The sequence below is a fragment of the Tabrizicola sp. genome (genome assembly GCF_041913445.1).
Classification (GTDB): domain Bacteria; phylum Pseudomonadota; class Alphaproteobacteria; order Rhodobacterales; family Rhodobacteraceae; genus Tabrizicola.
Map to the genome: position 1 here is coordinate 1 of NZ_JAYSFG010000006.1, position 22,816 is coordinate 22,816.

The 22,816-nt window shown below is 67.0% G+C and carries 24 protein-coding genes; 8 read left to right on the forward strand and 16 right to left on the reverse strand.

The annotated features are described in order from the left end of the window. From ACE3Q6_RS08770 to ACE3Q6_RS08800, 7 genes are all read right to left on the reverse strand, one after another. Positions 1 to 551, reverse strand: a 551-nt coding sequence (locus ACE3Q6_RS08770; RefSeq protein ID WP_374431125.1) for a superoxide dismutase, incomplete at its 3' end; no start/stop codon positions are given. Positions 552 to 670: 119 nt separating this feature from the next. Beyond that, positions 671 to 1,078, reverse strand: coding sequence for a hypothetical protein (locus ACE3Q6_RS08775; RefSeq protein WP_374431127.1), 408 nt, complete (start codon positions 1,076 to 1,078; stop codon positions 671 to 673). A gap of 97 nt (positions 1,079 to 1,175) precedes the next feature. Continuing rightward, positions 1,176 to 1,721, reverse strand: a complete 546-nt coding sequence (locus ACE3Q6_RS08780) for a sarcosine oxidase subunit gamma (RefSeq protein ID WP_374431129.1) — start codon at positions 1,719 to 1,721, stop codon at positions 1,176 to 1,178. Next, on the reverse strand, positions 1,714 to 4,632 hold the full coding sequence (locus tag ACE3Q6_RS08785) for a sarcosine oxidase subunit alpha family protein (RefSeq protein WP_374431132.1): 2,919 nt from the start codon (positions 4,630 to 4,632) through the stop codon (positions 1,714 to 1,716). The genes ACE3Q6_RS08780 and ACE3Q6_RS08785 overlap by 8 nt, the downstream gene beginning before the upstream one ends. After that, complete coding sequence (locus ACE3Q6_RS08790) at positions 4,629 to 4,952, reverse strand: sarcosine oxidase subunit delta (protein ID WP_135450416.1); 324 nt, start codon at positions 4,950 to 4,952, stop codon at positions 4,629 to 4,631. Before ACE3Q6_RS08790 ends, ACE3Q6_RS08785 begins: the two co-directional genes overlap by 4 nt. A 270-nt stretch (positions 4,953 to 5,222) precedes the next feature. After that, positions 5,223 to 5,579: a hypothetical protein gene (locus ACE3Q6_RS08795; RefSeq protein ID WP_374431134.1), complete on the reverse strand. Its 357-nt coding sequence runs from the start codon at positions 5,577 to 5,579 to the stop codon at positions 5,223 to 5,225. 103 nt (positions 5,580 to 5,682) lie between these two features. Then, entirely contained in the window at positions 5,683 to 6,930 is a 1,248-nt protein-coding gene (locus tag ACE3Q6_RS08800; RefSeq protein ID WP_374431136.1) for a sarcosine oxidase subunit beta family protein, read from the reverse strand. Positions 6,931 to 7,148: 218 nt separating this feature from the next. Here ACE3Q6_RS08800 and ccmI point away from each other — a divergent pair, with 218 nt between their 5' ends. Genes ccmI through ACE3Q6_RS08815 form a run of 3 tightly spaced genes read left to right on the forward strand, consistent with a single transcriptional unit; the run spans position 7,149 to position 9,062 of the window. Continuing rightward, positions 7,149 to 8,357 (forward strand): c-type cytochrome biogenesis protein CcmI, encoded by a 1,209-nt coding sequence (gene ccmI / locus ACE3Q6_RS08805; RefSeq protein WP_374431140.1) that lies wholly within the window; start codon positions 7,149 to 7,151, stop codon positions 8,355 to 8,357. Beyond that, entirely contained in the window at positions 8,354 to 8,827 is a 474-nt protein-coding gene (ruvX, locus tag ACE3Q6_RS08810) for a Holliday junction resolvase RuvX (protein WP_374431141.1), read from the forward strand. The genes ccmI and ruvX overlap by 4 nt, the downstream gene beginning before the upstream one ends. Positions 8,828 to 8,831: 4 nt before the next feature. Continuing rightward, positions 8,832 to 9,062, forward strand: coding sequence for a DUF1289 domain-containing protein (locus ACE3Q6_RS08815; RefSeq protein WP_374431144.1), 231 nt, complete (start codon positions 8,832 to 8,834; stop codon positions 9,060 to 9,062). A gap of 116 nt (positions 9,063 to 9,178) precedes the next feature. Here ACE3Q6_RS08815 and ACE3Q6_RS08820 read toward each other — a convergent pair whose 3' ends face one another. Both ACE3Q6_RS08820 and ACE3Q6_RS08825 read right to left on the reverse strand, forming a co-directional pair. Then, positions 9,179 to 9,919 (reverse strand): hypothetical protein, encoded by a 741-nt coding sequence (locus tag ACE3Q6_RS08820; RefSeq protein WP_374431146.1) that lies wholly within the window; start codon positions 9,917 to 9,919, stop codon positions 9,179 to 9,181. Next, positions 9,913 to 10,731 carry a sulfite exporter TauE/SafE family protein gene (locus ACE3Q6_RS08825; protein WP_374431148.1) on the reverse strand — a complete coding sequence of 273 codons (819 nt, stop codon included), beginning with the start codon at positions 10,729 to 10,731 and terminating at the stop codon, positions 9,913 to 9,915. The genes ACE3Q6_RS08820 and ACE3Q6_RS08825 overlap by 7 nt, the downstream gene beginning before the upstream one ends. Before the next feature lie 164 nt (positions 10,732 to 10,895). Here ACE3Q6_RS08825 and ACE3Q6_RS08830 point away from each other — a divergent pair, with 164 nt between their 5' ends. After that, the gene (locus ACE3Q6_RS08830; protein ID WP_374431150.1) at positions 10,896 to 12,089 is read left to right on the forward strand and encodes a multidrug effflux MFS transporter; all 1,194 of its coding nucleotides are present in this window, start codon (positions 10,896 to 10,898) and stop codon (positions 12,087 to 12,089) included. Here the strand turns inward: ACE3Q6_RS08830 and dusA are convergent. Next, positions 12,068 to 13,093: a tRNA dihydrouridine(20/20a) synthase DusA gene (gene dusA / locus ACE3Q6_RS08835; protein WP_374431153.1), complete on the reverse strand. Its 1,026-nt coding sequence runs from the start codon at positions 13,091 to 13,093 to the stop codon at positions 12,068 to 12,070. The two genes, ACE3Q6_RS08830 and dusA, sit on opposite strands and share 22 nt — an antisense overlap. Positions 13,094 to 13,454: 361 nt before the next feature. On the opposite strand from dusA, the gene ACE3Q6_RS08840 reads away from it, so the two are divergent. Then, positions 13,455 to 13,646: a hypothetical protein gene (locus ACE3Q6_RS08840; RefSeq protein ID WP_374431155.1), complete on the forward strand. Its 192-nt coding sequence runs from the start codon at positions 13,455 to 13,457 to the stop codon at positions 13,644 to 13,646. A 158-nt stretch (positions 13,647 to 13,804) separates the two neighbouring features. Here the strand turns inward: ACE3Q6_RS08840 and ACE3Q6_RS08845 are convergent, their stop codons facing one another. Next, positions 13,805 to 14,686, reverse strand: coding sequence for a hypothetical protein (locus tag ACE3Q6_RS08845; protein WP_374431157.1), 882 nt, complete (start codon positions 14,684 to 14,686; stop codon positions 13,805 to 13,807). 147 nt (positions 14,687 to 14,833) lie between these two features. Between ACE3Q6_RS08845 and ACE3Q6_RS08850 the strand changes: the two genes are divergently transcribed. From ACE3Q6_RS08850 to ACE3Q6_RS08860, 3 genes are read left to right on the forward strand one after another with little or no spacing between them, the layout of a single operon-like run. Then, positions 14,834 to 15,382 (forward strand): PepSY domain-containing protein, encoded by a 549-nt coding sequence (locus ACE3Q6_RS08850; RefSeq protein WP_374431159.1) that lies wholly within the window; start codon positions 14,834 to 14,836, stop codon positions 15,380 to 15,382. A gap of 45 nt (positions 15,383 to 15,427) precedes the next feature. Continuing rightward, positions 15,428 to 16,087: a response regulator transcription factor gene (locus ACE3Q6_RS08855; RefSeq protein ID WP_374431161.1), complete on the forward strand. Its 660-nt coding sequence runs from the start codon at positions 15,428 to 15,430 to the stop codon at positions 16,085 to 16,087. Continuing rightward, positions 16,087 to 17,442 carry an ATP-binding protein gene (locus ACE3Q6_RS08860; RefSeq protein ID WP_374431163.1) on the forward strand — a complete coding sequence of 452 codons (1,356 nt, stop codon included), beginning with the start codon at positions 16,087 to 16,089 and terminating at the stop codon, positions 17,440 to 17,442. The genes ACE3Q6_RS08855 and ACE3Q6_RS08860 overlap by 1 nt, the downstream gene beginning before the upstream one ends. A gap of 28 nt (positions 17,443 to 17,470) precedes the next feature. Here the strand turns inward: ACE3Q6_RS08860 and ACE3Q6_RS08865 are convergent, their stop codons facing one another. The 5 genes from ACE3Q6_RS08865 to ACE3Q6_RS08885 are packed head-to-tail and all read right to left on the reverse strand — an operon-like array spanning position 17,471 to position 22,762. Next, positions 17,471 to 18,715, reverse strand: coding sequence for a glycerate kinase (locus tag ACE3Q6_RS08865; protein WP_374431165.1), 1,245 nt, complete (start codon positions 18,713 to 18,715; stop codon positions 17,471 to 17,473). Further along, complete coding sequence (locus tag ACE3Q6_RS08870; RefSeq protein ID WP_374431168.1) at positions 18,712 to 19,710, reverse strand: LacI family DNA-binding transcriptional regulator; 999 nt, start codon at positions 19,708 to 19,710, stop codon at positions 18,712 to 18,714. Before ACE3Q6_RS08870 ends, ACE3Q6_RS08865 begins: the two co-directional genes overlap by 4 nt. Further along, positions 19,710 to 20,879 (reverse strand): dihydrodipicolinate synthase family protein, encoded by a 1,170-nt coding sequence (locus ACE3Q6_RS08875; RefSeq protein WP_374431170.1) that lies wholly within the window; start codon positions 20,877 to 20,879, stop codon positions 19,710 to 19,712. Before ACE3Q6_RS08875 ends, ACE3Q6_RS08870 begins: the two co-directional genes overlap by 1 nt. A 9-nt stretch (positions 20,880 to 20,888) precedes the next feature. After that, positions 20,889 to 21,191, reverse strand: a complete 303-nt coding sequence (locus ACE3Q6_RS08880) for a Dabb family protein (protein WP_374431172.1) — start codon at positions 21,189 to 21,191, stop codon at positions 20,889 to 20,891. Further along, positions 21,188 to 22,762: a GMC family oxidoreductase gene (locus tag ACE3Q6_RS08885; RefSeq protein ID WP_374431175.1), complete on the reverse strand. Its 1,575-nt coding sequence runs from the start codon at positions 22,760 to 22,762 to the stop codon at positions 21,188 to 21,190. Before ACE3Q6_RS08885 ends, ACE3Q6_RS08880 begins: the two co-directional genes overlap by 4 nt. Between the last annotated feature and the right edge of the window lie 54 nt (positions 22,763 to 22,816).

Here is a 22,816-nt window from a genome sequence, read left to right on the forward strand (position 1 = left end):
GTCAGGTAGGCCGGGCGCTTGTTGCGGAAGTCGATGTAGTAGCTGTGCTCCCACACGTCGCAGCCCAGAAGCGCGGTCTGGCCGAAGCAGAGCGGGTTCACGCCGTTCTCGGTCTTGGTTACCTTGAGGCTGCCGTCCTTGTCCTTGACGAGCCAGGCCCAGCCCGAGCCGAACTGGCCCGCACCGGCGGCGGCGAAGTCGTCCTTGAACTTCTGGACCGAGCCGAAGCTGTCGGTCAGCGCCTTTTCCAGGTTGCCCGGGATCTTCTTGTTCTCGCCCGGGGCCATCCAGGTCCAGAACATGTTGTGGTTCCAGTGCTGCGAGGCGTTGTTGAAGATGCCGTTCTGCGCCACGGCGCCGGCCTGGTAGGTGCCGCGGACGATGTCTTCGAGGGATTTGTTCTCCCACTCGGTGCCGGCGATCAGCTTGTTGCCGTTGTCGACATAGGCCTTGTGGTGGAGGTCGTGGTGATACTCCAGCGTCTCCTTCGACATGCCAAGCGAGGCGAGCGCGTCGTGGGCGTAGGGCAGATCGGGAAGGGTGAAGGCCATGGGAGTTCTCCTGTTGATTGCTTGGCACGAATAAGAGGGTTCGGTGCCGGAAGGTCAAGGGCAACCGACAAGAGGAAACCGCCCGCGCGGGAACGGGTTCCGACAGGACCACCGTCAAGTCAGACGGATTTGCACGTGCCGCGGCCCTCGAAGATGTTCGTGTAGTCGCCGCCGGGGGCGGCCCGCACCAGAACGGTCTTGTCGCCTTTGAAGTAGGCCGCGCGGAACTGCATGTTGGCTGTCTGTCCGGTGCTGTTGGTCATCTGGACCCGCCAGGTCCAAACCAGCTTGCGGGCGGTGTCCTCGGACACTTTGGCCTTCATCGGCTGTTCGTCGTTGTAATGCATGATCAGGGCATCGGACACGATCGCCTGACCGGAAGCCTCGCCATACTGCAGGATGTAGATGTCGGTCACATAGCCGCCGCCCGCATTCGAGGGGATAATCCTGCATTCCAGAGTCAGGGCCTCGGACAGTGACGGAGAAGCGATCAGAATGGCAGAAAGGAAAAGACTGCGAAGGGACATGGGACCACTCGTAAGGAAATGGTCGCCAGTGAATGCCAACGGCGACGGCCCCGTCAAGGGACGCGCCGCCGCGGTCGGGTCCGGGCTGAATCCGGGGTCAGAGCTCGCTGCCCGGCTGGGCGGAGTGGGTCAGGAGGCCCATGACATAAGCGGCGACCGAGCGGAAGCAGACCAGCGTGAAGCCGCCGTCCTGCGCCCACATCGCCGCGGCGACCTGGGCCGCGCGGGTGCGGCGGAGTTCGCCGGGTTCGAGTTTTTCGAAGTCCACGGGCGACAGCTTGCGCAGGACATCGGCGGCCTTTTCGCCCTCGATCCGGAAGACCGCGCGGGCGTCCGAGACATCGACGGCGAGGTGGTGTTCGCCGGCCAGCGCCTTTGCCAGCGAAGCAAGGGCGTCGCGGACCTCGGCGTAGGGGACGATCAGGAGGTATTCGTCCGGACTCATCCAGCCGCAGGCGCGGTCGCCGTTGACCTCGATCCGCCGCTGGGCCGGGAGTTTCGTCCCAGTAACGGCCTTCACGGCCTTGTCCAGCGCCTTCACGCCCTTGGCGCGCAGCGTGATCATGCCGAGGGGGCCGAACTCGCGGATGGAGGCGAAGCCCTGGAAGCTGGCGCCGTTCAGCGCCGAAACCGGGTTAGACATTCTGCTTCTCCCCATCCTTGTCGAAGAACACCGTGTCGCGGACCTTTGCCTTCACCGTGCCACCGGCGGCGGTGTTGAACTCCACGATCTCGCCCATGCGGGAGGGGCCGTGCTTCAGCAGCCCCATCGCGATGCCGCGCTTCAGGGTCGGCGAGTAGTAGGTGGACGTGACACGGCCCTGCACGTTGCGCTGGCCGTTGGCGTTGACCCCGTCGGCGATGATGTAGCTGCCGTCCGGGATGACCGAGCCGTCGAGCGTGTCGAAGCCCACCAGTTTCCAGCGGTCGGGGCTGGCGAGGTAGGTGCGTTCCTGCCCCCGCTTGCCGAGGTAGTCCGCCTTCTTCTTCGAGATCGCCCAGTCAAGGCCGAGGTCCTGCGGGATGACGGTCCCGTCGGTTTCGTCCCCGATCATGATGAAGCCCTTCTCGGCCCGCATGATGTGGAGGCATTCGGTGCCGTAGGGCATCGCGCCAAGGGCCTGGCCCGCCTTTGTGCACGCCTCCCAGAAGGCGGCACCGTGGCTGGCGGGGACAGCGATTTCGTAGGAGAGCTCGCCCGAGAAGCTGATCCGGTAGACCCGGACCGGGAAGCCGGCCAGCCTGCCGTCCGCCCATTGCATGAACGGGAGCGCCTCTTTGGAAACATCCATGCCGCCAAGGACTTGCAGGAGTTTCCGCGCGTTCGGGCCGACGACGGCGACCTGCGCATACTGCTCGGTCACGTTGGCGGTGTAGACCTTCCAGTCCCACCATTCGCACTGGAGCCAGTCCTCCATCCAGGCGTGGATGCGGTCGGCCCCGCCCGAGGTGGTGTGGCAAAGCCAGGTGTCCTCGTCGATGCGGGCGACGACGCCGTCATCGGAGAGGAAGCCCTGCTCGTTGCACATGAGGCCATAGCGGCACTTGCCGATGGGCAGCGTGGACATGACGCCGGTGTAGAGCATGTCGAGGAATTTGCCCGCATCGGGGCCCTTGACGATGATCTTGCCAAGGGTCGAGGCGTCGAGGAGGCCGAGGTTCTGGCGGGTGTTCAGCACCTCGCGGTGGACGGCCTGTTCGTGCGTCTCGCCAGCGCGCGGGAAGCAGTAGGGGCGGCGCCAGAGTCCGACGGGTTCGAAATAGGCCCCGGCGGCTTCGTGCTGGGCGTGCATCGGAGTGCGGCGCAGGGGTTGGAAGATTTCCCCGCGCGATTCCCCGGCCAGCGCGCCGATGGTGACGGGCGTATAGGGCGGGCGGAAGGTGGTGGTGCCGACCTGCGGTATTTCCGAGCCGAGGCTGTCGGCCAGGATCGCCAACCCGTTGATGTTCGAGAGTTTCCCCTGGTCGGTCGCCATGCCAAGTGTGGTGTAGCGCTTGGTGTGTTCGACCGAGACATAGCCCTCGCGGCTGGCGAGTTGGACGTCGGAAACCTTCACGTCGTTCTGGTAGTCGAGCCACATTTTGCTGCGCAGCTGGATCGGCGCGCCTTGCGGCATGACCCAGACGGGCGGGATGGCTTTCGGGCTGCCGGTGAGGTCCAGGTCCCCGGCGGCTGAGCCGACGACTTCCACCATGGCGCTGCCGTCGTGGTTCAGCGGCGGGCGCTTGGGGTCGGGAATGAAGGCCGAGATGGTCTCGTCCCAGGTCAGCTTGCCGCCGCAATGGCTCCACAGGTGGACGACGGGCGACCAGCCGCCGGACATGGCGACGGCCTCGCAGGCGATTTCTTCCTGGACCGAGCCTTCGCCGGCCTGGGCGCAGACGGCAACGCCGGTGACGCGCTTGCCGCCCTTGACCTTGGCGATGGCCTTGCCGGTGAGGACGCGGATTCCGGCGGCACGTGCGGCGTCCGGAAGAGCCCCGGTCGCGCTGTCGCGGGCGTCGAGGATGGCGGGCACGTCAAGGCCCGCGGCTTTCAGCGCCAGCGCTGTCTGGTAGGCGCTGTCGTTGTTGGTGACGACGACGGTCCGGTCACCGGGCGAAACAGCGTAGTTCACCACATAGTCGCGGACGGCCGAGGCCAGCATGACGCCGGGGATGTCGTTGCCCGCGAAGGAGAGCGGGCGTTCGATGGCGCCCGTAGCGGTGACGATCTTGCCGGTGCGGATGCGCCAGAGGCGGTGCTTGGGCCGCCCGTCGCCGGGGGTGTGGTCGGCGACGCGTTCGTCGGCGAGCACGTAGCCGTGGTCATAGACGCCGAAGCCGCAGGTGCGGGTGCGGATCGTGACGTTGTCGCGGGCGGCAAGGTCGGATTCCATCGCGGAGATCCAGGCCTCGACCGGCTTGCCGTCGACCTCGGCCTGGTCCACCGGTGCGCGGCCACCCAGGACCGGCTGCTGTTCGAGAAGGATCACGCGGTTGCCTGCGTCGGCGGCCGCCTTGGCGGCCTTCAGGCCCGCGACCCCTGCCCCGATCACGAGGACGTCGCAGAAGGCATAGGCCTGTTCATAGCGGTCGGCGTCGCCTTCCGTGGGAGCCTTGCCCAGACCGGCGGCACGACGGATGAAGGGCTCGAACAGATGCTTCCACGCCGGGCGCGGGTGGATGAAGGTCTTGTAGTAGAAGCCCGCGGGCATGAAGCGGGCGGCGTAGTTGTTGACCACGCCCACGTCGAACTCCAGGCTCGGCCAGTGGTTCTGCGAGGTGCATTCCAGACCGTCGAAAAGCTCGGTCGTGGTGGTGCGCTGGTTCGGTTCCAGCCGCGCGCCCGAGCCGAGGTTCACCAGCGCGTTCGGCTCTTCCGGCCCCGAGGCGACGATGCCGCGCGGGCGGTGGTACTTGAAGCTGCGGCCGACGAGAACCTGGTCGTTGGCCAGAAGGCCCGCGGCCAGCGTATCCCCCTGGAAGCCCTTGAAGCGCTTGCCGTTGAAGGAGAATTCGACGGGTTGCGTCCGGTTGATCAGACGGCCGCCCTTGGCGAGACGCGTGCTCATTTGTAGCCCTTCCAGTCAGGCCGGCGGGCCTGGATCTTCGCGATGATGTCGGCAGGCGGTTCGGAGACCTGCGCGGGATAGGTCCCGAACACCTCGAGCGTGGCGGTGCAGCGGGCGGCGAGGAACCACTTGCCGCAGCCGTAAGTGTGGCGCCAGCGTTCGAAATGGACGCCCTTGGGGTTCTTCCGGGCGAACATGTAGGCCTCGAACTCCTCGGGCGAGGAACCGGGGCCGAAGCGTTTCAGATGCGCCTCGTAGCCGGGCGAGAGTTCGGTCTCTTCGGCCTTCACGCCGCAGTAGGGGCATTCAAGGATCAGCATGAGGGTCTTTCCGGATATGCGGGGGTCATTCTTCGCGACGAGAGCGTGCCGACCATGCGGGCGACGCGCCCTGGGCGGGGCATGGGGGGCCTTTGCGGGGCAATGATCGCTGCAGCCTGCCGGGCAATGGCGGGGACGAGGCTGCGCGCGGGTTCCGGAGAGAGCGGGTGACGCGCGTCCGGCATGAAAAGGCCAGGGGCACGATCCTGTCGTGTCCCTGGCCGGAAGAGAGGGGCGCGCGCTGCGTGACGCGCACCGGAAATGCCCGTGTTACGGGTTGGTGGCAGGCTCGGCCGGTTCAGCCGGAGCAGGCTCGGCCGGAGCGGTCTCGACCGGCTCGGCAGGCGCAGGCTCGGCCGGGGCGACAGGCTCGGCAGCCGGTTCGTCGGCGTCGATGGTGACGTTGGTCGTGCTGTCGGCCGGTTCGGTGGGCTGAACGGTGACGTTGGTGGTGTCAGCCGCAGGGTCGGTCGAGACGGTCGACGGGCCGTCACCGCCGAAGACGAGCCAGAGGATGAAGCCCACGGCGACGACGAGGCCGCCGACGATGAGCGCCATGCTGCCGCCGGAGGAGGGTTCGGTCCGGGTTTCGCGGACGTAGGTCTTGTCGTTGTATTGGTCGGCCATTGGAGTGTCTCCATGCTGTTGCAATCTGGCATGGAAACGAGGTCCACGGGCGGAGGGTTCCACCCGCGCAGACGATCGGCAGGGAGTTGCCGACCCCGGGTCATCAGTGCGCCACCCCGGCGGCGACGGATTCGTCGATGAACTGGCCTTCCTTGAAGCGCCACATGCTGAATTCCGCCGCAAGCGGGCCAGGCTCGCCCTTGGCCATCAGTTCCGCCATCGCCCAGCCCGAGCCGGGGATCGCCTTGAACCCGCCGGTGCCCCAGCCGCAGTTGATGAAGCAGTTGCCCAGCGGGGTCTTGGAGATCAGCGGCGAGCGGTCGCCGGTCATGTCGACGATCCCGCCCCACTGGCGCAGCATCTTGAGGCGCGAGATCATCGGGAAGGTTTCGACCAGGGCGCGGAGGGTTTCCTCGATGTGGTGGAAGCTGCCGCGCTGGGTGTAGTTGTTGAAGCCGTCGGTGCCGCCGCCGATCACCATCTCGCCCTTGTCGGATTGCGACATGTAGCCGTGGACGGTATTGGCCATGACGACCACGTCCATGCAGGGTTTGATCGGTTCCGAGACGAGGGCCTGCAGCGCCACCGCTTCGATGGGCAGGCGGAAGCCCGCCATCTCGGCTAGCTGGCCCGAGTGGCCGGCGACGACCATGCCGAGCTTCTTGCAGCCGATGAAGCCCTTCGTCGTATCGATACCGGTCACATTGCCGTTTTCCGACCGGACGCCCTTCACTTCGCAGTTCTGGATGACGTGCATCCCCATCGCCGAGCAGGCGCGGGCATAGCCCCAGGCGACGGCGTCGTGGCGGGCGGTGCCGCCGCGGGCCTGGTAGAGCGCGCCGAGGATCGGGTAGCGCGGGCCATCGATGTTGATGATCGGGACCAGTTCCTTGACGCGCTGGGGCGAGATCCATTCGGTCTGCACGCCTTGCAGCGCATTAGCGTGGACCGTGCGCAGGTAGCCCCGCACCTCGTGATGGGTCTGGCCCAGCATCAGAAGGCCGCGGGGGCTGAACATGACGTTGTAGTTCAGCTCCTGGCTGAGCGTTTCATACAGGGACCGGGCTTTCTCGTAGATCGCGGCCGAGGGGTCCTGGAGGTAGTTCGAGCGGATGATCGTGGTGTTGCGGCCCGTGTTGCCGCCGCCGAGCCAGCCCTTTTCGATGATGGCGACATTGGTGATGCCGAAGTTCTTGCCAAGGTAGTAGGCGGTGGCAAGGCCATGGCCCCCTGCCCCCACGATGATCGCGTCGTAGGACGCCTTCGGCTCCGGCGAGGCCCAGGCGCGTTCCCATCCCATGTGGTAGCGGGCTGCCTCGCGGGCGATGGCAAAGACCGAATAACGCTTCATCGGGGCCTCATCTCGGACGGTTTGCGCCGGACAATCCGGCAGGGATGTCTTGGAACGGTTGCGGGATAAAGCCGAACCCCGCTGCGGCACAATTGGGAAAAATGCGACATTCGATCACGCCGGTGCCGAGTCCCTGCCGGTCTGCGCCGGTCTGCGGCCGAATGCCCCTTTCTTGCACGGGCCGAAAACACTATGTCGAGCCCCGAGAAGCGGGTGGAGTGACCAGCACCATGACAGGTGGAGTGTTCTGGGCAGTGGCCGTCGCCCTGGCGGCGATGGTCGCCTATATCCTGGTCAGCGCCTTGCGCCGGGTTCCCGCCGAAAGCAACAGCGCCGAAGCCGACCTGGCCGTCTACCGCGACCAGATGGCCGAGATCGCGCGCGACCTGCAGCGCGGCACCATCGGGCCCGAGGAGGCCGAGCGGCTGCGGGCCGAGGTCGGCAAGCGGGTGATCGAGGCGGACAAGACGCTCAAGGCCGGGTCGGTCGCCGGGGGGCGGACGCCGACGGGCGCGTTCGCTGCGGTGATCGTGGCCGTGGTCGTGGCGGGGGGCGCGGCGGCCTACTGGGGCCTTGGCGCGCCCGGCTATCCGGACATGGCGCTGGAGCCTCGGCTTGCCGCGCTGGATGACGGGATCCGCAACCGGCCCTCGCAGGAGGCGGAGCTGGCGAGGCAGGGCCGAAGCCGGGATGCGGCGCTGGATGCCAGGCTGGCAACTGAGCTGGCGGCGGTGACCGACCCCGAGGCTTTGCGCGCCCGGTTCACGCAGAGGTTCGAAGCGGGAAACCTGCAAGAGGCGGTGCGCGTGCAGGAACGAGCGCTGGCGCTGGCCGGGGACACGGCATCCTCGCAGGACCATGCCCTGATGGCGCTGGCCCTTGTGGTGGAAGCGCAAGGCTACGTGTCGCCAGAAGCGGAGCTGCAGGTCAAGCAAAGTCTAACCTTGGATGTGACAAACGAGATTTCCCGGTATCTGGTTGGCGAGATGTTCCTGCAGGGCGGGCGCTACGACTATGCCTTCAAGTTCTGGCGACCGATTGCGGAAAGTGGCAACCCGGAATCGCCCTTCGTGCAACAGGTTAGGGACGAGATCGCGGACGTCGCCGAACTGGCCGGGATCCGCTATGCCCCGCCCGCGGACGCGGGATCGGGCCCCTCAGCCGGGGACGTGGCCGCGGCTGCGGAGATGACGCCCGAAGAGCGGCAGGCGATGATCGAGGGCATGGTGGCGCAGCTCTCGGACCGGCTGGCGACCGAGGGCGGCGATGTCGAGGAATGGAACCGGCTGATCCGGTCGCTCGCGATCCTGGAACGCCTGGACGAGGCGCAGAAGATCTACGACGAGGCCAAGGCCAAGTTCGAGGGGCGGCCGGCAGAGCTGTCGTTCCTGCGGCTCGCGGCGGTCGAGACGGGGCTGAACCCGTGATCTGCGGGTCTGTCGAGGACTTCCTGGCCGCCCTGCCCCCGAACCGGGCGGTCGCCGGGCTGGACCTGGGCGACAAGACCATCGGCGTGGCGCTTTCGGACCTGCGCCGCCAGGTGGCGACGCCGATCGAGGTGATCCGGCGCGAGAAGTTCACCATCGACGCGGGCAAGCTTCTGGCGCTTCTGGACGCCCGCGGGGCCGCCGGGATCGTGCTGGGGCTGCCGCTGAACATGGACGGGTCCATCGGCCCGCGCGTGCAGGCGACGCAGGCTTTCGCGCGGAACCTGGAGAAGCTTACGGCCCTGCCGATCTGCTACTGGGATGAGCGGTTGTCCACCGTTGCGGCAGAAAGGGCACTTCTTGAGGCGGATACGTCGAGAAAGCGTCGGAAAGAGGTGATCGATCAGGTGGCCGCGGGCTATATCCTGCAAGGCGCGCTGGACCGGATGGCGCGACTTGAGCAGGGGTGACGGGGTGAAGGACGACGTCTGGAAACGTGACGAGATCGCCTCGCCTTGCGTGAAGCTCTGCGTCGTGCATCCCGAGGAGCGGATCTGCGTCGGCTGCTTCCGGTCGATCGACGAGATCTCGGGCTGGTCGCGGATGACCCATGAAGAGCGGGCGGCCTTGATGGAAGAGCTTCCCTCGCGCGCGCCCCGTCTGGCCAAGCGTCGCGGCGGGCGGATGGCCCGGCTGGAGCGCTGATCAGGCGGAGTGCCTTCGGCACGGAATCCTTAGGTCGCCTGCGCGGGACTGCGCCCGCTTGTCTCCGGCTGGGGGTTTCACCCCCAGACCCCCAGGATATTTGGGCAAAGATGAAATCAGGGGGCCGTGAGCCACTGGTGGACGGTCGGCATTTGCGGGCGGAGATAGGCGATCATCCGGCCTTCCGGGGGTGCGGCGTTGCCCGGTTTCCACGCGGCGACGCCGTGCAGGGTGAGGCGGTGAAGGAGCGTGGCTTCGCCGGGTTTTGCGGGGAGTTCGATGCGCCGGCAGGTGGCGAAGATTTCGCGCCGGGCCTGCTGGTATTCAGGGGTGATGTCGATGTCGCCCCAGCTTTCCGGCGGATGTGGGGCGAGGGCCTTGAGGAGTGCCGCGCGAAGGATTTCGTGACTTCCTTCCCAGACCGTGAGCGGTGACGCCGTGGCTTCGTTGAGCGGCAGGCCGAGGATCCAGGCATGGGGTTCCTTCACCATCCGGCGCTTCTCGGGGCCGATGGGGAGGAGGCCGTCGAGATGGGCCGCGTCGCGGTCACGGCGGAAGGCGAAGGCGGCGGGGGTCTCCTCGGGCGAGGGCTGGGGGTAGCCGGGGCGGATGATGGAAAGCTGGGCGCGGTGCAGGGGTTCGGGGGCCAGTGGCAGGGCGTCCCAAGGGAAGGGGATGCCGCCAATGCTGCCGTCGGTTCCGTTCGGCAGCGCATCGACACCCACGAACCAGGTGCCGCCGCAGCGCCAGGTCTCGTCCGTCGTGGCGAGATGCTGGAGGGCCGCAGTCCGCGCGGCGGCGGCCCAGGCGGCGATGGCGGGGTGAGGGCCAAGCTTCTGCCAGCCCTGCCCTACCATCCGACGACCTTCCGCAGCATGTTCAGCGCGACAAGCGTCAGGAAGACGGCGAAGGCGCGCTTCAGGGGCCTGGGGTTCATCGCATGGGCCAGGCGCACGCCCAGGGGCGTGGTCAGCAGAGTGGTGCCGATGACGACCAGGAAGGCGGGCAGGTTGACGGCACCGACCGTGTAGGGCGGCGCATCCTTTACCGTCAGGAGCAGGAAACCCAGGACCGAGGGCACGGCGATCAGCACACCGAAGCCCGAGGCGGTGGCGACGGCGCGGTGGATCGGCGTGTTGTAGAGCGTCATCAGCGGCACACCGAAGGTGCCGCCACCGATGCCCATCATCGCCGAGAAGAAGCCGACCGCCGCGGCCAGAAGGCTGCGCACCGGCTGGCCGGGCATGGCATGCCCAAGCCGCCAGCTGTCGCGACCGAAGGCCATCCAGAGCCCCGCGACACCCGCGAGCGCCCCGAACACGGCCTGGAGCGTCATCGACGAAACTCTCCCGGCGACGAAGGTGCCCACTGCGGCCGCGATCACCAGGGGCGGACCCCAGGTCTTCAGCACCTCCCAGTCGACCGCGCCCTTCTTGTTGTGCGCGGAGATGGACCTGAGCGATGTGATCACGATCGTCGCCATCGAGGTCGCCACGCAGACCTGCATCAACTGGTCGCCGCCGTAGCCGAGATGGTCGAAGGCGTAGAAGAAGGCGGGGACCAGCATGAGCCCTCCGCCCACGCCGAACAGGCCGCCGACGACGCCGGCGAAGGCGCCGATCACCAAAAGCACGGCAAGCATCGGCAGGAGGTCGGCGAGTTCGGGCATCAGGCACCTCGGGCAGCAGCCCGCCGGACATAGCCCGCCGGTCCGGGGCTGGCCAGTGCCGAAAGGGGCTGGCGGCAATGGATACCGAATGGTATGCAGCCCGTCCAACGGCCGAGTCGGGCCCTGCCCCTTCGTCGGGACAGCTTTTCAGAACAGGTTTCCAGATGTCTGATCGTATATTGCGCCCCGCGCTGGTGCTGGGGCTTTTGTCTTCGGTCGGTCCGTTCGCGATCGACATGTATCTGCCTGCGATGCCCCAGATCGGGGAGGCGCTTGGCACCACGGTCCAGGGGATGCAGGGCACCATCGTAGCCTATTTCATCGCCTTTGGCCTTGCGCAGCTGATCTATGGCCCCTGGGCCGACCGGTCGGGCCGCAAGCCCCCGCTTTATGCCGGCATCGCCGTGTTCCTGGCGGGCTCGGTCGTCTGCACCTTTTCGACGACGGTCGAGGGCCTGATCCTCGGCCGTGCGATCCAGGGGCTTGGCGGGGCCGCGCTGATGGTGGTGCCACGGGCGATCATCCGCGACAACTACACGGGTCCGCAGGCGACGCGGCTGATGGCGGCGGTGATGATGGTGATTTCGGTCTCGCCGATGCTGGCGCCCTTGGCGGGGTCGGGGCTGATGGCGGTCTTCGGCTGGCGGGCGATCTTCGGGGCGCTGGTCGTTGCGGCGCTGGTCAGCCTGACGATCCTGGCGCTGTTCCAGCCCGAGACGCTGCATGACAAGGACCGGCAGCCCTTCAACCTTGCCGCGATGCGGCGCGGGGCGGCGGTGCTGTTCACCGATCCCCTGTTCATGGGGCTGACCTTCCTGGGCGGGTTCGGGATGGCGAGCTTCTTCGTCTTCATCGCAAGCGCGAGCTTCGTCTACACCGGGACCTTCGGCCTGTCGCCCACCGGCTTTTCGCTGGCCTTCGCCGTGAACGCGATCGGCTTCTTCGGAGCGTCGCAGGTGGCGGGTCCCTTGGGGATGCGGCATGGCGCGCCGAAGGTGATGGCCTGGGCCTCGCTGGGGTTCGCGGTCTTCACCGTGGCGCTGTTCGCGCTGGCCTTGACGGGGGTGGTGAACCTGTGGCTCTGCATGGCGGGGCTATTCCTGGCCAATGCCTGCCTGGGGCTGATCATCCCGACGGCGATGGTGATGGCGCTGGACGAACACGGCGACATCGCCGGCCTCGCCTCCTCGCTGGGCGGCACGCTGCAGATGCTGGCGGGCGGGTTGATGATCGTCGCCGCGGGACCGTTCTTCGACGGGACCGCGACGCCGATGCTGGGCGCCATCGCGCTGTGTGGTGTGCTGGTGCTGGCGCTGTCGCGGCTGGTGCGGTCGCGTCAGGCGGCGGCGCTGGCCTGAAGCTCGGCCAGGGCGGCGTCGATCACCGCGAGCCCCGCCCCGTTCCGCGAGGCCTGTTCGGACAAGACCCGGCGCCAGCCCCTGGCGCCGGGTTTTCCCATGAAGAGGCCCAGCATGTGCCGGGTGATCTGGTGGAGCCGGCCGCCTGCCGCGAGGTGGTCGGCGATGTAGGGGCGCATGGCGTTGACGACGTCCACTGCGTCGGGGGCATGATCGTCACCCCAAAGCGCATCCGCCCCGATCAGCACCGAGGCCGGGTCGTGGTAGGCCGCGCGGCCGATCATCACCCCGTCGAGCCCCTGGTCGAGGAAGCACCGCGCCTGATCGAGGCTGGTGATGCCGCCGTTGATGCAGACCGTCAGCTCGGGGAACTGCCGCTTCATCCGCACCACGAGATCGTGGTCCAGGGGCGGGATCTCGCGGTTTTCCTTGGGGCTGAGGCCCTGTAGCCAGGCTTTCCGCGCGTGGATGATGATATGGCGCACCCCTGCCCCGGCGAGCGTCTCGATGAATTGCGGCAGGATGGTCTCCGGGTCCTGGTTGTCCACGCCGATCCGGCATTTCACCGTCACGGGCACGTCGGTCTCGCCCATCATGGCGCGGACGCAGTCTGCGACAAGTTGCGGCCGTTCCATCAGCACCGCGCCGAAGCATCCCGACTGCACGCGGTCCGAGGGGCAGCCGCAGTTGAGGTTGATCTCGTCATAGGCCCAGGGCCGCGCGATCTGCACCGCATCGGCCAGTTCGCGCGGGTCGGAGCCGCCCAGCTGCAGGGCGACTGGGTGTTCCACCGAGGAATAATCGAGAAGCCGGGGCTTCGGCCCGTGGACGACGGCGGGGGCGGTGACCATCTCGGTGTAAAGCATCGCTCGCCGGGTCATCTGGCGATGAAAGACGCGGCAGTGGCGGTCGGTCCAGTCCATCATCGGGGCGACGGAGAGGCGGTGGGCGGCTGGAGCTGCCGAGTCCCCTTTCGTTGCCGCTTTGTTATCAATGGCCGTCATGCGTCTTTCGTCCTTGAAAGGCCGTGAAAGTCTTCGTCGGCCGGATGTCTTAGCAGGGGGAGCCCAAGAAGGATGGGGACAGTGGGCGCCAAATCCAAGCGGGAACTATGCGATGGAGCCAGCGCATACAAGGTCGAGATCGTGGCTTGAGGCGCCGCTTCGGCCAGGCCGGAAGGGGAGTGAGGAGCACGCCGAAAGGGCGATTGCGGCGGACAGGTGGCGCAATGCGGGCCGGATCAAGATGAACCGAAGATGAACGGCAAGTTTGCCACCCGTTAAACATAGATTTGGCACAGTGATTCCAAGTTGAGTCGTAACCCGCCGCAAAGAGCGATCGACGTGTGTATCTGTGGGGGAAGTCATGCTGCGTTCGTCGACCGAGGAAAATCGCCTGTACCTGACTGCCGACCTGCGGGCCTTTGATGGCCAGCCGCTTCAGAAACGCCAGAAATCCTCGGGCAGCATGTTCCCCGCGGATCTGAAGCGGTTCCCGCCGGTCGAGGACGTTGTCGCCGCCCTCGACCGGATTGCGTCTCGGGCTTTTGTAGCCTGAAGTTCCCTTCTCTGTTGCGAAAGGAAAGGCCACCCCGGGACGGGGGTGGCCTTTTTGCTTTGGGTCCGCAGGGTGCCCGAATGGCCAAGGCGGAACAGTGAGGCACAAATGCAAAACGGCCGGCGAGACGCCGGCCGTTTGCCTTTGGTTTCGGAAGATCAGAGGCCGAGTAGCTTCTTGACCGCCGCCTCGACCTCGTCGGTCACTTCCTTGTTCGCGGCAGCTTCCAGGAGCGAACGCTCCAGTTCCGGCTGGTCCTCGACCTTCTGGGTCAGATCCGCGACTTCGGCTTCGAGGGTCTCGTAGTCAACGGCAGCGTCATATTCGATCTGAAGGGTTTCCTCGGCCTGTTCTGCCGCAGCGAGATCCTCAAGCGCGGCCGCGAGATCGGCTTCGATCGAGGGGACATCGGCCGGGTCGGCGGTGGCCAATTGATCTTCGAGCGCGCTCACAATGCCCTCGGCCGTGGCCGTTTCGGCGGCCGCAAGATCGAGTTCGGTCTTGACCTCACTAGACGAGCGCGCGGGCACCGGCAGCGCGGCAAGCTCGGCTTCCTTGAGTTCCAGGTCCTCGGCAAGCTGCTCACCGGCCAGAACGGCGTCGCGGTAGGCGGCGATACGCCCGACCCGCGAATTGGGCGAGGCGTTCTTCAGGGCGTTCTCGTTGGCATGGGCGGCGTTGAGCGCGCCGAGTTCCGAGGGATGCACGCCAAGCTCTTCGGCGAGGTCCTTCTTCTTCGGCTTGGCCTTTGCCTTGGCTTTCACCTTGGTCTTTTCCTTGGACTTGGTGGCCTTGCTGTCGGACGACTTCTTGTCGGCCTTGTCCGCCTTGCTGTTGCCGGAAGACTTGTCGGAGTTGCCGCCACCCTTCCCGTTGCCGCCGCCGTTGCCGCCGCCATTGCCATTGCCGCCGCCATTGTCATTGCCCGACTTGGCAAAGGCCACGTCATGGTGCGTCATCGCTGCCACTACGGCCACCGAGCCCAGGAGGGCGACTGAAAGCGAGCAGGCTTTCAGAAATTGCAGGGAGGTCTTCTTCATCTTCTGCCTCATGTGTTTGGGCGACCCGCCTGCACACAGACTGCGGACGGCAGCCCGAGTCGCGGGTCCATGGCGGCAATAGACACGAGACGCGTTTAACTCGGCGCAAACCAATTGTTCATCTTCAGTTCATGTCAAATCTGCTAGATGTTGATCATGAAAATTCGACACACCTTGGCACTTCTGTCGATGCTGGCCTTCGCGGGCCCCGGCTTCTCGGCCACTGTCCGTGAACTGGATGCGGCCGAATTGCGCCAAGTTGCGCGTTCGGGAGAGGTTCTCAGCCTCAAGCGCGTGATCGAATCAGTTGCCAAGGCCACAGGGGGCGAGCCGATCGAGGCGCGGGCTTTCGAACGGAACGACATCTTCTACCGGATCGTTCTGAAGAAGGCGAACGGGTCGGTCGTCAGCGTCATCATAAATGCCCGCACCGGAGAACAGGTCGGCCGGAATTCGGCCATCGGTCGCGATGTTGCTGCGGCCGCGGAAGGTGGCAAGGGCAAAGGAAACAAGGGCAAGAGCCAGTCCGCCGGATCGAAGGATAAGAGCGGAGGCAATTCGGGCGGCGGTGGCAACGGCGGTGGCGGTGGCGGGAACGGCGGCGGCGGTGGGAACGGCGGCGGCGGCGGTGGCGGTGGCGGCGGCGGGAGCAGTGGCGGCGGCGGCGGCGGTGGAAACGGCGGCGGCAAAAACTGATCCGTGCCATAATTGTTGCCAAATTAGCGGATAATTCCCGATCCCATGAGAATCTTGCTCGCCGAAGACGAAGTGGTCCTGTGCGACCAGATCAAGCGTCTGCTTGCTGCAGAGGGCCGGATTGTCGACGTCGCCCATGATGGCCAGGAAGCCGGCTTCCTGGGCGCCACCGAACCCTACGACATGATCATCCTGGACATCGGCCTGCCGATCAGGGACGGCATTTCGATCCTGAAGGAATGGCGTGCGGGCGGGATAACCACGCCGGTGCTGATCCTGACGGCGCGGGATGGCTGGTCCGACCGCGTGGACGGTCTGGACGCCGGCGCCGATGACTATCTGACGAAGCCCTTCCATCTGCCCGAGCTTGCGGCCCGCGTGCGTGCTGCCCTGCGGCGAAGCACGGGCCGCACCAATCCGCTTTTCGAACGTGACGGCGTCGTCTTCGACACCCGGCATGGCCGCGCGACAGTCCACGGGATTCCGGTCGACCTGACCTCGCAGGAGGTCGCGGTCCTGACCTATCTCATTCACAACGCGGGGCGGCTGATCTCGCGTACGGAACTGTCGGAACATATCTACGAATACGATGGCGACCGCGACTCCAATACCATCGCGGTCTTCATCAACCGGCTGCGCAAGAAACTTGGCCCCGAGCTTATCCAGACCATGCGCGGCCGCGGATACATGATCGACGCGCCCTGATGCTTTCCCTGCGGAAACGGGCCTGGATCAGCGGCGGCATTGCGGCGCTGGTCTCGCTGACCGTCGGGACATTCCTGCTTTACTCCTTCCTGAACCAGCGCGTCCTTTTGCGGTTCGACACGGCGCTGGTCGAAAAGCACACGCGGTTGGTCGCCGCGTTGAGCTCGGTCTCGGACAACCCCGGGCTTCTGTCAGAGCTGCTGTTCGACCCGGCCTACCAGACCCCCTTTTCTGGTCGCTATTGGCAGGTCACCGGGCCGGATGGAGAAATCTTCACCTCTGGCTCGCTGCTTGACGCGACCCTGCCCGGATCCGCGCAGGCGACCCCGGCCCTTGACATCCGCTATGCGGCGAACCCCGAGGTCGAGGAGGTCCGCCTGGCCCAGCAGCTGATCACGCTTGAGGATGGCAGCACCTGGACAGTGACCGTGGCCGAGACCGTGGCGGAGCTGAACGCCGAACGGGTGGAGACGCGCAGGAGCCTGGTGGTGGCCTTCGCGCTGGTCGCGCTGATCGGCATGGCGAGCGTGCTGTTCCAGACCGCAACGATCATCGGCCCGTTGAACCGGCTGCGCCGGGACGTGGCGCAACGCTGGGACAGGGACGAGGAGCTGAGCGAGGCGGACTACCCCGAGGAAGTGGCGCCGCTCGTCGCCGACATCAACGGACTTCTGGCGCGCAACCGCGAGATCATCAGCCGGTCCCGGCGGCAGGCGGCGGACCTCGCCCATGCGCTGAAGACGCCAAGCGCCATCCTGCGCAACGAACTGACGCTGCTGGCCGAGGGGTCGCATGACATGGACAAGGCGCTGGAGGCGCTGGACCGGGTGGACGCCCAGCTTGGCCGGTCGCTGGCACGCCTTCGCGCGGCGAACTCGGGTGAGGCGACGCAGGTGCGGACCGACCTCAGCCATTCGGTGGACCGGTTCGGCCGCATGTTCGGAATGATGGCAAGGCGGGAGGGCAAGTCGATCAGCCTCTCCTGCGAGCCGGGCCTCACGGTCCGGATGGACGCCCAGGACATCGAGGAGGTGCTGGGCAATCTCTTGGACAATGCCCTGAAGTGGTGCCGGTCGGGCATTGCGCTTACGGCCCGTAGGCGGCCTCAGGGGATCGAGGTGCTGATCGAGGACGACGGTCCGGGCATCCCCGCGGCCGACCGGGTCGAGGCGATGCGGTCCGGCGCACGGCTGGACACCTCGAAGCCCGGAACCGGACTTGGTCTGGCGATCGCAAGCGATCTTTTGCAGGCCTATGGGGCGACGATCGCGCTGGAAGACAGCGCGGCGCTTGGCGGACTGGCGGTGCGGATCACCCTGCCCACGGTGCAGGCGAGGATGGCGCCGAAGGGTTAGGACTACACTGTCCGCGCGGCACGGACCGTCACTTCGGTGGCAGGATCAGGATCGCGCGGAAGTCGTTGACGTTGGTCAGGGTCGGACCGGTCACGACCTGCGACCCGGCTTTCGCAAACCAACCGTGCGCGTCGTTGCGGGCAAGCGCCTCGGCTGCGCCGGGGGTTTGCAGCGTGTCCGGGCTGACCAGCGCGCCCGCCACCTCGGCGGCCCCGTCCACCCCGTCGGTGTCGCAGGCGATGGCGTGGATCTGCGGATGGCCGTCCAGCGCAAGTGCCAGGGCGAGGCAGAATTCGGCGTTGGGCCCCCCTACCCCGTCGCCAGTACGGGTCACGGTCAGCTCGCCGCCGGAGAGGAGGAGGATGGGCTTGTCGCCGGGCTTCAGGCTGGCAGCGAGGCTGGTCGCCATTGCGGCCTGTTCGCGGGCGACGTCGCGCGCCTCGCCTTCGATCCGGTCACCGAGGGTCCGGACCTCGGCCAGCGGGGCGGCGAGGTCGGCGGCGGCGGCGAGGGATTGGGCCGGGGCGGCGTAGATGACGTTTTGGGTGCGCGAGAGGCGCGGGTCGCCGGGGGGGACGACGCCGGAATGGGCAAGGGCGGCACGGGCCGACGGCGGGACCGGGATGGACCAGCGGTCAAGGATCGCGCGGGCGTCGTCGGGGGTGGTGGCATCGCCGACGGTGGGGCCGGAGCCGATGAAGGCCGGGTCGTCGCCGGGCACGTCGGAAATCATCAGGGCGAGAATCTTGGCCGGATAGGCGGCGGCGGAGAGCTGGCCGCCTTTGACACGGCTTAGGTGCTTCCTGACCGTATTCATCGCCACGATGGGCGCGCCGGAGGCGAGGAGGGCCGCGTTGACCTGCTGCTTTTCGGCCAGCGTCATGCCCTCGGCCGGGGCACAGAGAAGCGCGGAGGCCCCGCCGGAGATGAGGGCGAGGACGAAGTCGTCTTCAGTGAGGCCCTGCAGAAGCTGGAGCATGCGCTGCGTTGCATCCACTCCGGCCTGGTCGGGGACGGGATGGGCGGCCTCGACGATCTCGATGCCCTGGCATGGGCGGGCATAGCCGTAGCGAGTGATGACGAGGCCGTCGCAGGGGCCCCACGCCGCCTCGACCGCTTCGGCCATGCGGGCGGAGGCTTTGCCCGCGCCGATCACGAGGACGCGACCCTTGGGCTTTTCGGGCAGGAAGCGCGCGAGTGAGCGCATCGGGTCGGCCACTTCCACGGCGCGGTCGAAGAGCTGGCGGAGGAACTGGGCGGGGTCCGGGATCATGAAAGGCTCGACGCGCGGGGGATCAACGTCACGGGTGTAACGGTTTCCGGCGGCGGGCGATGGTCGTTTTCCAGCCATTCCAGCACCGTTTCCGCCATCCTCTGCCCAAAGCCCGCGATGTCGCAGCGGACCGAAGAGAGCGCGGGGTAGACCTGGGCGCAGTCCTCGATGTCGTCGAAGCCGACGATCTTCAGGCTTTGGCCAATGGCGCGGCCCTGCTCGGTGCAGCCGGTCAGAAGGCCCAGGGCGGTGAGGTCGTTGAAGCAGAGGACGGCATCGACGCTGGGATGCTGTTCGGCAAGGCGGCGGGCGGCCTCGCGCCCGAAGGCGCGGCCGGGGCGGCCGGGGAGGTGGAGGGGGGTCATGCCGTGGGCCGCGAGGGTGGCAAGGTAGCCGGACATCCGCAGTTGGGTGACGGCGCGGCCTTCGAGGCCGCCGACGAAGGCGATGTGCTGGGCGCCTTGAGCCAGGAGGTGCTCGGTGGCGAGGCGGCTTCCCGTGGGGTAGTCGGGCGCGGCGAAGGGCGCGCGGCTGGTGGGGACGACCTGGCGCAGGACCTGGAGGGCCGGGACATTGGCGCGGGCGATGGCGTCGAAGGCGGTCTCGTCGCCGTAAGCCGGCGAGACGATGAGGGCGGAGACGCCGTGTTCCAGCATGGCGCCGATGACTTGCGTCTGCAGGGCGGGGTCTTCGTCGGTATTTGCAAGGACGGTGGCATAGCCGCGCGCCGACAGGGCCATCTGCAGCGAGGTCGCGAATTCGGTGAAGAACGGGTTTCTCAGGTCGTTGATGACGACGCCGATGAGACCCGCGTTCGAGGAGCGCAGGTTGGCGGCGGCGCGGTTGTAGACGTAACCAAGTTGCGCCATCGCCCGGCGCACGTCGTCGCGGGTTTCCTGCTTCACCAGCGGGCTTTGTTGCAGAACGAGGCTGACGGTCGATTTGGAGACGCCCGCAAGCGTCGCCACGTCGATGATCGTCGGCCGTTTGTCCATCAGTCCTGGTCGATCCCGTGCAGGGCGAGAAGGGTCTTCATCCGCGCTTGTGCCAGATCGGGGTTGGAAAGCAAGCCTGAGGCGTCGGCCAGGCGGAAGACCTGGGCGTAGTGGGTGATGTCGCGGGAGGATTGGAAGCCCGCGGGCATGATGAAGTGCTTCTGGTGGCCGTTGAGCCAGCTGAGGAACGCAATCCCCGCCTTGTAGAAGCGGGTGGGGGCGCGGAAGATGTCCCGGGAGAGCGGGACGGTGGGGGTGAGGAGGCGGTGATAGGTCTGGCTGTCGCCCTGCGCGAGGGCTTCGAGGGCCTGGGAGGCCGCCGGGGCGATGGCGGCGAAGATGCCGAGCAGCGCGTGGGAGAAATGGGTGCCGTCGCCCTCGATCAGCGGCGCGTAGTTGAAGTCGTCGCCGGTGTAGAGGCGGACGCCTGCGGGAAGGCGGGCGCGGAACTGTTCTTCTTGGGACTGGTCGAGGAGGGAGATCTTGATGCCGTCCACCTTGCCGGGGTTCTCGGCGATGAGGGACAGGACGAAGTCCGAGGCCTTGGCGACGTCCGTGCTGCCCCAGTAGCCTTTCAGCGCGGGGTCGAACATGTCGCCCAGCCAGTGGAGGATGACCGGGTCTTTCGCGCCGTCGATGAGCTTTCGGTAGACGTGGCGGTAGGTGCCCTCGGAGGCGCGGATCGCCGGGAAGGCGCGGGACGCCATGAGGATGAGCTGGCCGCCGGCGGCTTCTATGGCCTCGGCCTGTTCGGTGTAGGCGGCGAGGATGGCGTCGGGGGTGGTCAGGTCGGCGAGGGGTTTGTGGTCGGTCCCGGCCCCGCAGGCGACCCTCGGTTTCATCGGGTGGGCCTTCGCGGCGCGCATGGTGCGCTGGATGAGCTCCATCGCGGTGGGCCAGTCGACCCCCATGCCGCGTTGGGCGGTGTCCATCGCCTCGGCGAGGCCGAGGCCCTGGTCCCAGAGCTGCTGGCGGAAGTTCAGGGTCGCGTCCCAGTCGACGGCGGGGCGGGTGTCCCAGGGGTTCCGCTCGCGCAGGGGATCGGAGACGACGTGGGCGGCGGCGAAGGCAGTGCGGGTGAGTGGGACCTTTGGGGCCCGCGGTGTCAGCGGCGTGCCGGTGAGGCGGTAGGGTTCGAGGCGGGCGTCGGCTGTGGGGAGGGTGAACATGGGGTGGCCTCAGCAGGGAAGGTCGAAGACGAGGATACCGTCGAGGCCACCTTGGGCGGCGGCGACGAGGGCGGCTCCGACGCGTTTGTGGTCGGGGTGGGCCTGGTAGGTGGCCAGCGCGTCCCAGTCGGCAAAGTCGACGGTGAAGCCGTGGAGGTAGCCGCGTTCGATCTTCTCGGGACTCTCCGAGCGGCCGGAGTGGATGGCGAGGATGCCGGGGAGTTTGAGGCTGTGGAGGTCGGCGAAGATGCTTTGGATGTGGACTTCGGAGACCTCGGGCCGGGCCTTGAGGAGGACGATGTGGCGGATCATGCGGCGGCTCCCTTGATCAGGTCGGCGGCTTTCTCGGCGATCATGATGGTGGCGGCGTTGGTGTTGGAGGAGACCACGGTCGGCATGATCGAGGCGTCGACGACGCGGAGGGCGTCGATGCCGTTGAAGCGGAGGGTGGGGTCGACGACGGCCTCGGCGTCCGCGCCCATGCGGCAGGTCCCGGCGGGGTGGTGGTCGGTCTTGGCGTTCTTCACGGCGTAGTTGATGTAGTCCTCGTCGGTTCTCACCTCGGGGCCGGGAAGGCGTTCGGCGAGGACGAAGGGTTTGAGCGCGGGTTGGCGCATGATCTCTTGCGCGAGTTTGAGGCCCTTGATCGACATTTCGCGGTCGTAGGGATCTTCCCAATAGTTCGGGTCGATCAGGGGGGCGGCTTTGGGGTCTGCCGAGGCCAGGCGGACGGTGCCGCGCGAGCGGGGTCGGAGGAAGGCGGAGTTCAGGGTGACGCCGCCCTGCGGCATGGCGGCGACGCCGGCCTCGATGCCGGAGCCGAGGCCCAGGTGGAACTGGATGTCGGGGGAGCGGGCGGAGCGGTCGGCGTACCAGAAGCCTCCCGTCTCGAAGAGGGAGGAGGTGACAGGGCCCTTGCGGGTCAGGAGGTATTGAAGGCCCGCGAGCGCCGACCAGTGGAGTTTGGCGTAGCGGTCATAGGTGTGGGGGCCGGTGCATTCGGCGATGACGAAGAGGTCGAGGTGGTCCTGCAGGTTCGCGCCCACCTGCGGGCGGTCGAGGACGACGGGGATGCCGAGGCGGTTGAGGTCGTCGGCGGGACCGATGCCGGAAAGCTGCAGGAGGCGGGGGGAGCCGATGGCGCCGGAGGAGAGGATGACCTCGGTCGTGGCGCGGTGGGTTTCTTCGGTCGTCTGGACGCCGACCGCCCTGCCCTTCTCGACGACGATGCGCAGGACCTGCTGGCCGGTCTTGACTTTCAGGTTCGGGCGACGGAGCGCCGGTTTCAGGAAGGCGGTGGCGGTGGAGGAGCGGCGATACCAGCGTTGGGTCAGCTGGTAGTAGCCCAGGCCGTCCTGCGTCTCGCCAGTGAAATCGCGGTTCCGCGGGATGCCGATTTCGGCCCCGGCGGCGAAGAACGCCTCGCAGATCGGCAGGGGCGCGCGGGGTTGGCTGACGCCGAGGGGGCCGTCCTTGCCGTGGTAACGGTTGTCGTGGGTGTCGTTGTGTTCGGACTTGCGGAAGTAGGGGAGGACGTCCTCATACCCCCAGCCGGGGCAGCCCATCTGGCGCCAGTCGTCGTAGTCCTGCGCATTGCCACGGGTATAGAGCTGCGCGTTGATCGAGGAGCCGCCGCCGATCACCTTGGCTTGCGTGTAGCGGATCTGCATCCCCTTCATGTGCCGCTGCGGAACGGTCTGCCAGCCCCAGGAGCCGATGCCCTTGGTCATCTTCGCGAAGCCCGCGGGCAGGTGGTAGAACGGATGGCGGTCGCGGCCCCCGGCCTCAATGAGGAGGACCTTTGCGGCGGGGTTTTCGGACAGGCGGGCGGCGAGGACGCAACCGGCAGAGCCGCCGCCGATGATGATGTAGTCGTAGGTCATTGGAGTGCCTTGGGTAGCGGTCCGGGGGACCGGAATTTTCGAAAATTCCGGGCA

Bases quoted from the DNA above. Each gene is read 5' to 3' on its own strand.
- ACE3Q6_RS08875 (WP_374431170.1), bottom strand. From the start codon at position 20,879: ATGTTCACCCTCCCCACAGCCGACGCCCGCCTCGAACCCTACCGCCTC.
- ACE3Q6_RS08830 (WP_374431150.1), top strand. From the start codon at position 10,896: ATGTCTGATCGTATATTGCGCCCCGCGCTGGTGCTGGGGCTTTTGTCT.
- ACE3Q6_RS08850 (WP_374431159.1), top strand. From the start codon at position 14,834: ATGTTGATCATGAAAATTCGACACACCTTGGCACTTCTGTCGATGCTG.
- ACE3Q6_RS08795 (WP_374431134.1), bottom strand. From the start codon at position 5,579: ATGGCCGACCAATACAACGACAAGACCTACGTCCGCGAAACCCGGACC.
- ACE3Q6_RS08845 (WP_374431157.1), bottom strand. From the start codon at position 14,686: ATGAAGAAGACCTCCCTGCAATTTCTGAAAGCCTGCTCGCTTTCAGTC.
- ACE3Q6_RS08855 (WP_374431161.1), top strand. From the start codon at position 15,428: ATGAGAATCTTGCTCGCCGAAGACGAAGTGGTCCTGTGCGACCAGATC.
- dusA (WP_374431153.1), bottom strand. From the start codon at position 13,093: ATGACGGCCATTGATAACAAAGCGGCAACGAAAGGGGACTCGGCAGCT.
- ACE3Q6_RS08785 (WP_374431132.1), bottom strand. From the start codon at position 4,632: ATGAGCACGCGTCTCGCCAAGGGCGGCCGTCTGATCAACCGGACGCAA.
- ACE3Q6_RS08780 (WP_374431129.1), bottom strand. From the start codon at position 1,721: ATGTCTAACCCGGTTTCGGCGCTGAACGGCGCCAGCTTCCAGGGCTTC.
- ACE3Q6_RS08870 (WP_374431168.1), bottom strand. From the start codon at position 19,710: ATGGACAAACGGCCGACGATCATCGACGTGGCGACGCTTGCGGGCGTC.
- ACE3Q6_RS08825 (WP_374431148.1), bottom strand. From the start codon at position 10,731: ATGCCCGAACTCGCCGACCTCCTGCCGATGCTTGCCGTGCTTTTGGTG.
- ACE3Q6_RS08820 (WP_374431146.1), bottom strand. From the start codon at position 9,919: ATGGTAGGGCAGGGCTGGCAGAAGCTTGGCCCTCACCCCGCCATCGCC.
- ACE3Q6_RS08860 (WP_374431163.1), top strand. From the start codon at position 16,087: ATGCTTTCCCTGCGGAAACGGGCCTGGATCAGCGGCGGCATTGCGGCG.
- ACE3Q6_RS08885 (WP_374431175.1), bottom strand. From the start codon at position 22,762: ATGACCTACGACTACATCATCATCGGCGGCGGCTCTGCCGGTTGCGTC.
- ACE3Q6_RS08880 (WP_374431172.1), bottom strand. From the start codon at position 21,191: ATGATCCGCCACATCGTCCTCCTCAAGGCCCGGCCCGAGGTCTCCGAA.
- ACE3Q6_RS08790 (WP_135450416.1), bottom strand. From the start codon at position 4,952: ATGCTGATCCTTGAATGCCCCTACTGCGGCGTGAAGGCCGAAGAGACC.
- ACE3Q6_RS08800 (WP_374431136.1), bottom strand. From the start codon at position 6,930: ATGAAGCGTTATTCGGTCTTTGCCATCGCCCGCGAGGCAGCCCGCTAC.
- ACE3Q6_RS08840 (WP_374431155.1), top strand. From the start codon at position 13,455: ATGCTGCGTTCGTCGACCGAGGAAAATCGCCTGTACCTGACTGCCGAC.
- ACE3Q6_RS08775 (WP_374431127.1), bottom strand. From the start codon at position 1,078: ATGTCCCTTCGCAGTCTTTTCCTTTCTGCCATTCTGATCGCTTCTCCG.
- ACE3Q6_RS08865 (WP_374431165.1), bottom strand. From the start codon at position 18,715: ATGATCCCGGACCCCGCCCAGTTCCTCCGCCAGCTCTTCGACCGCGCC.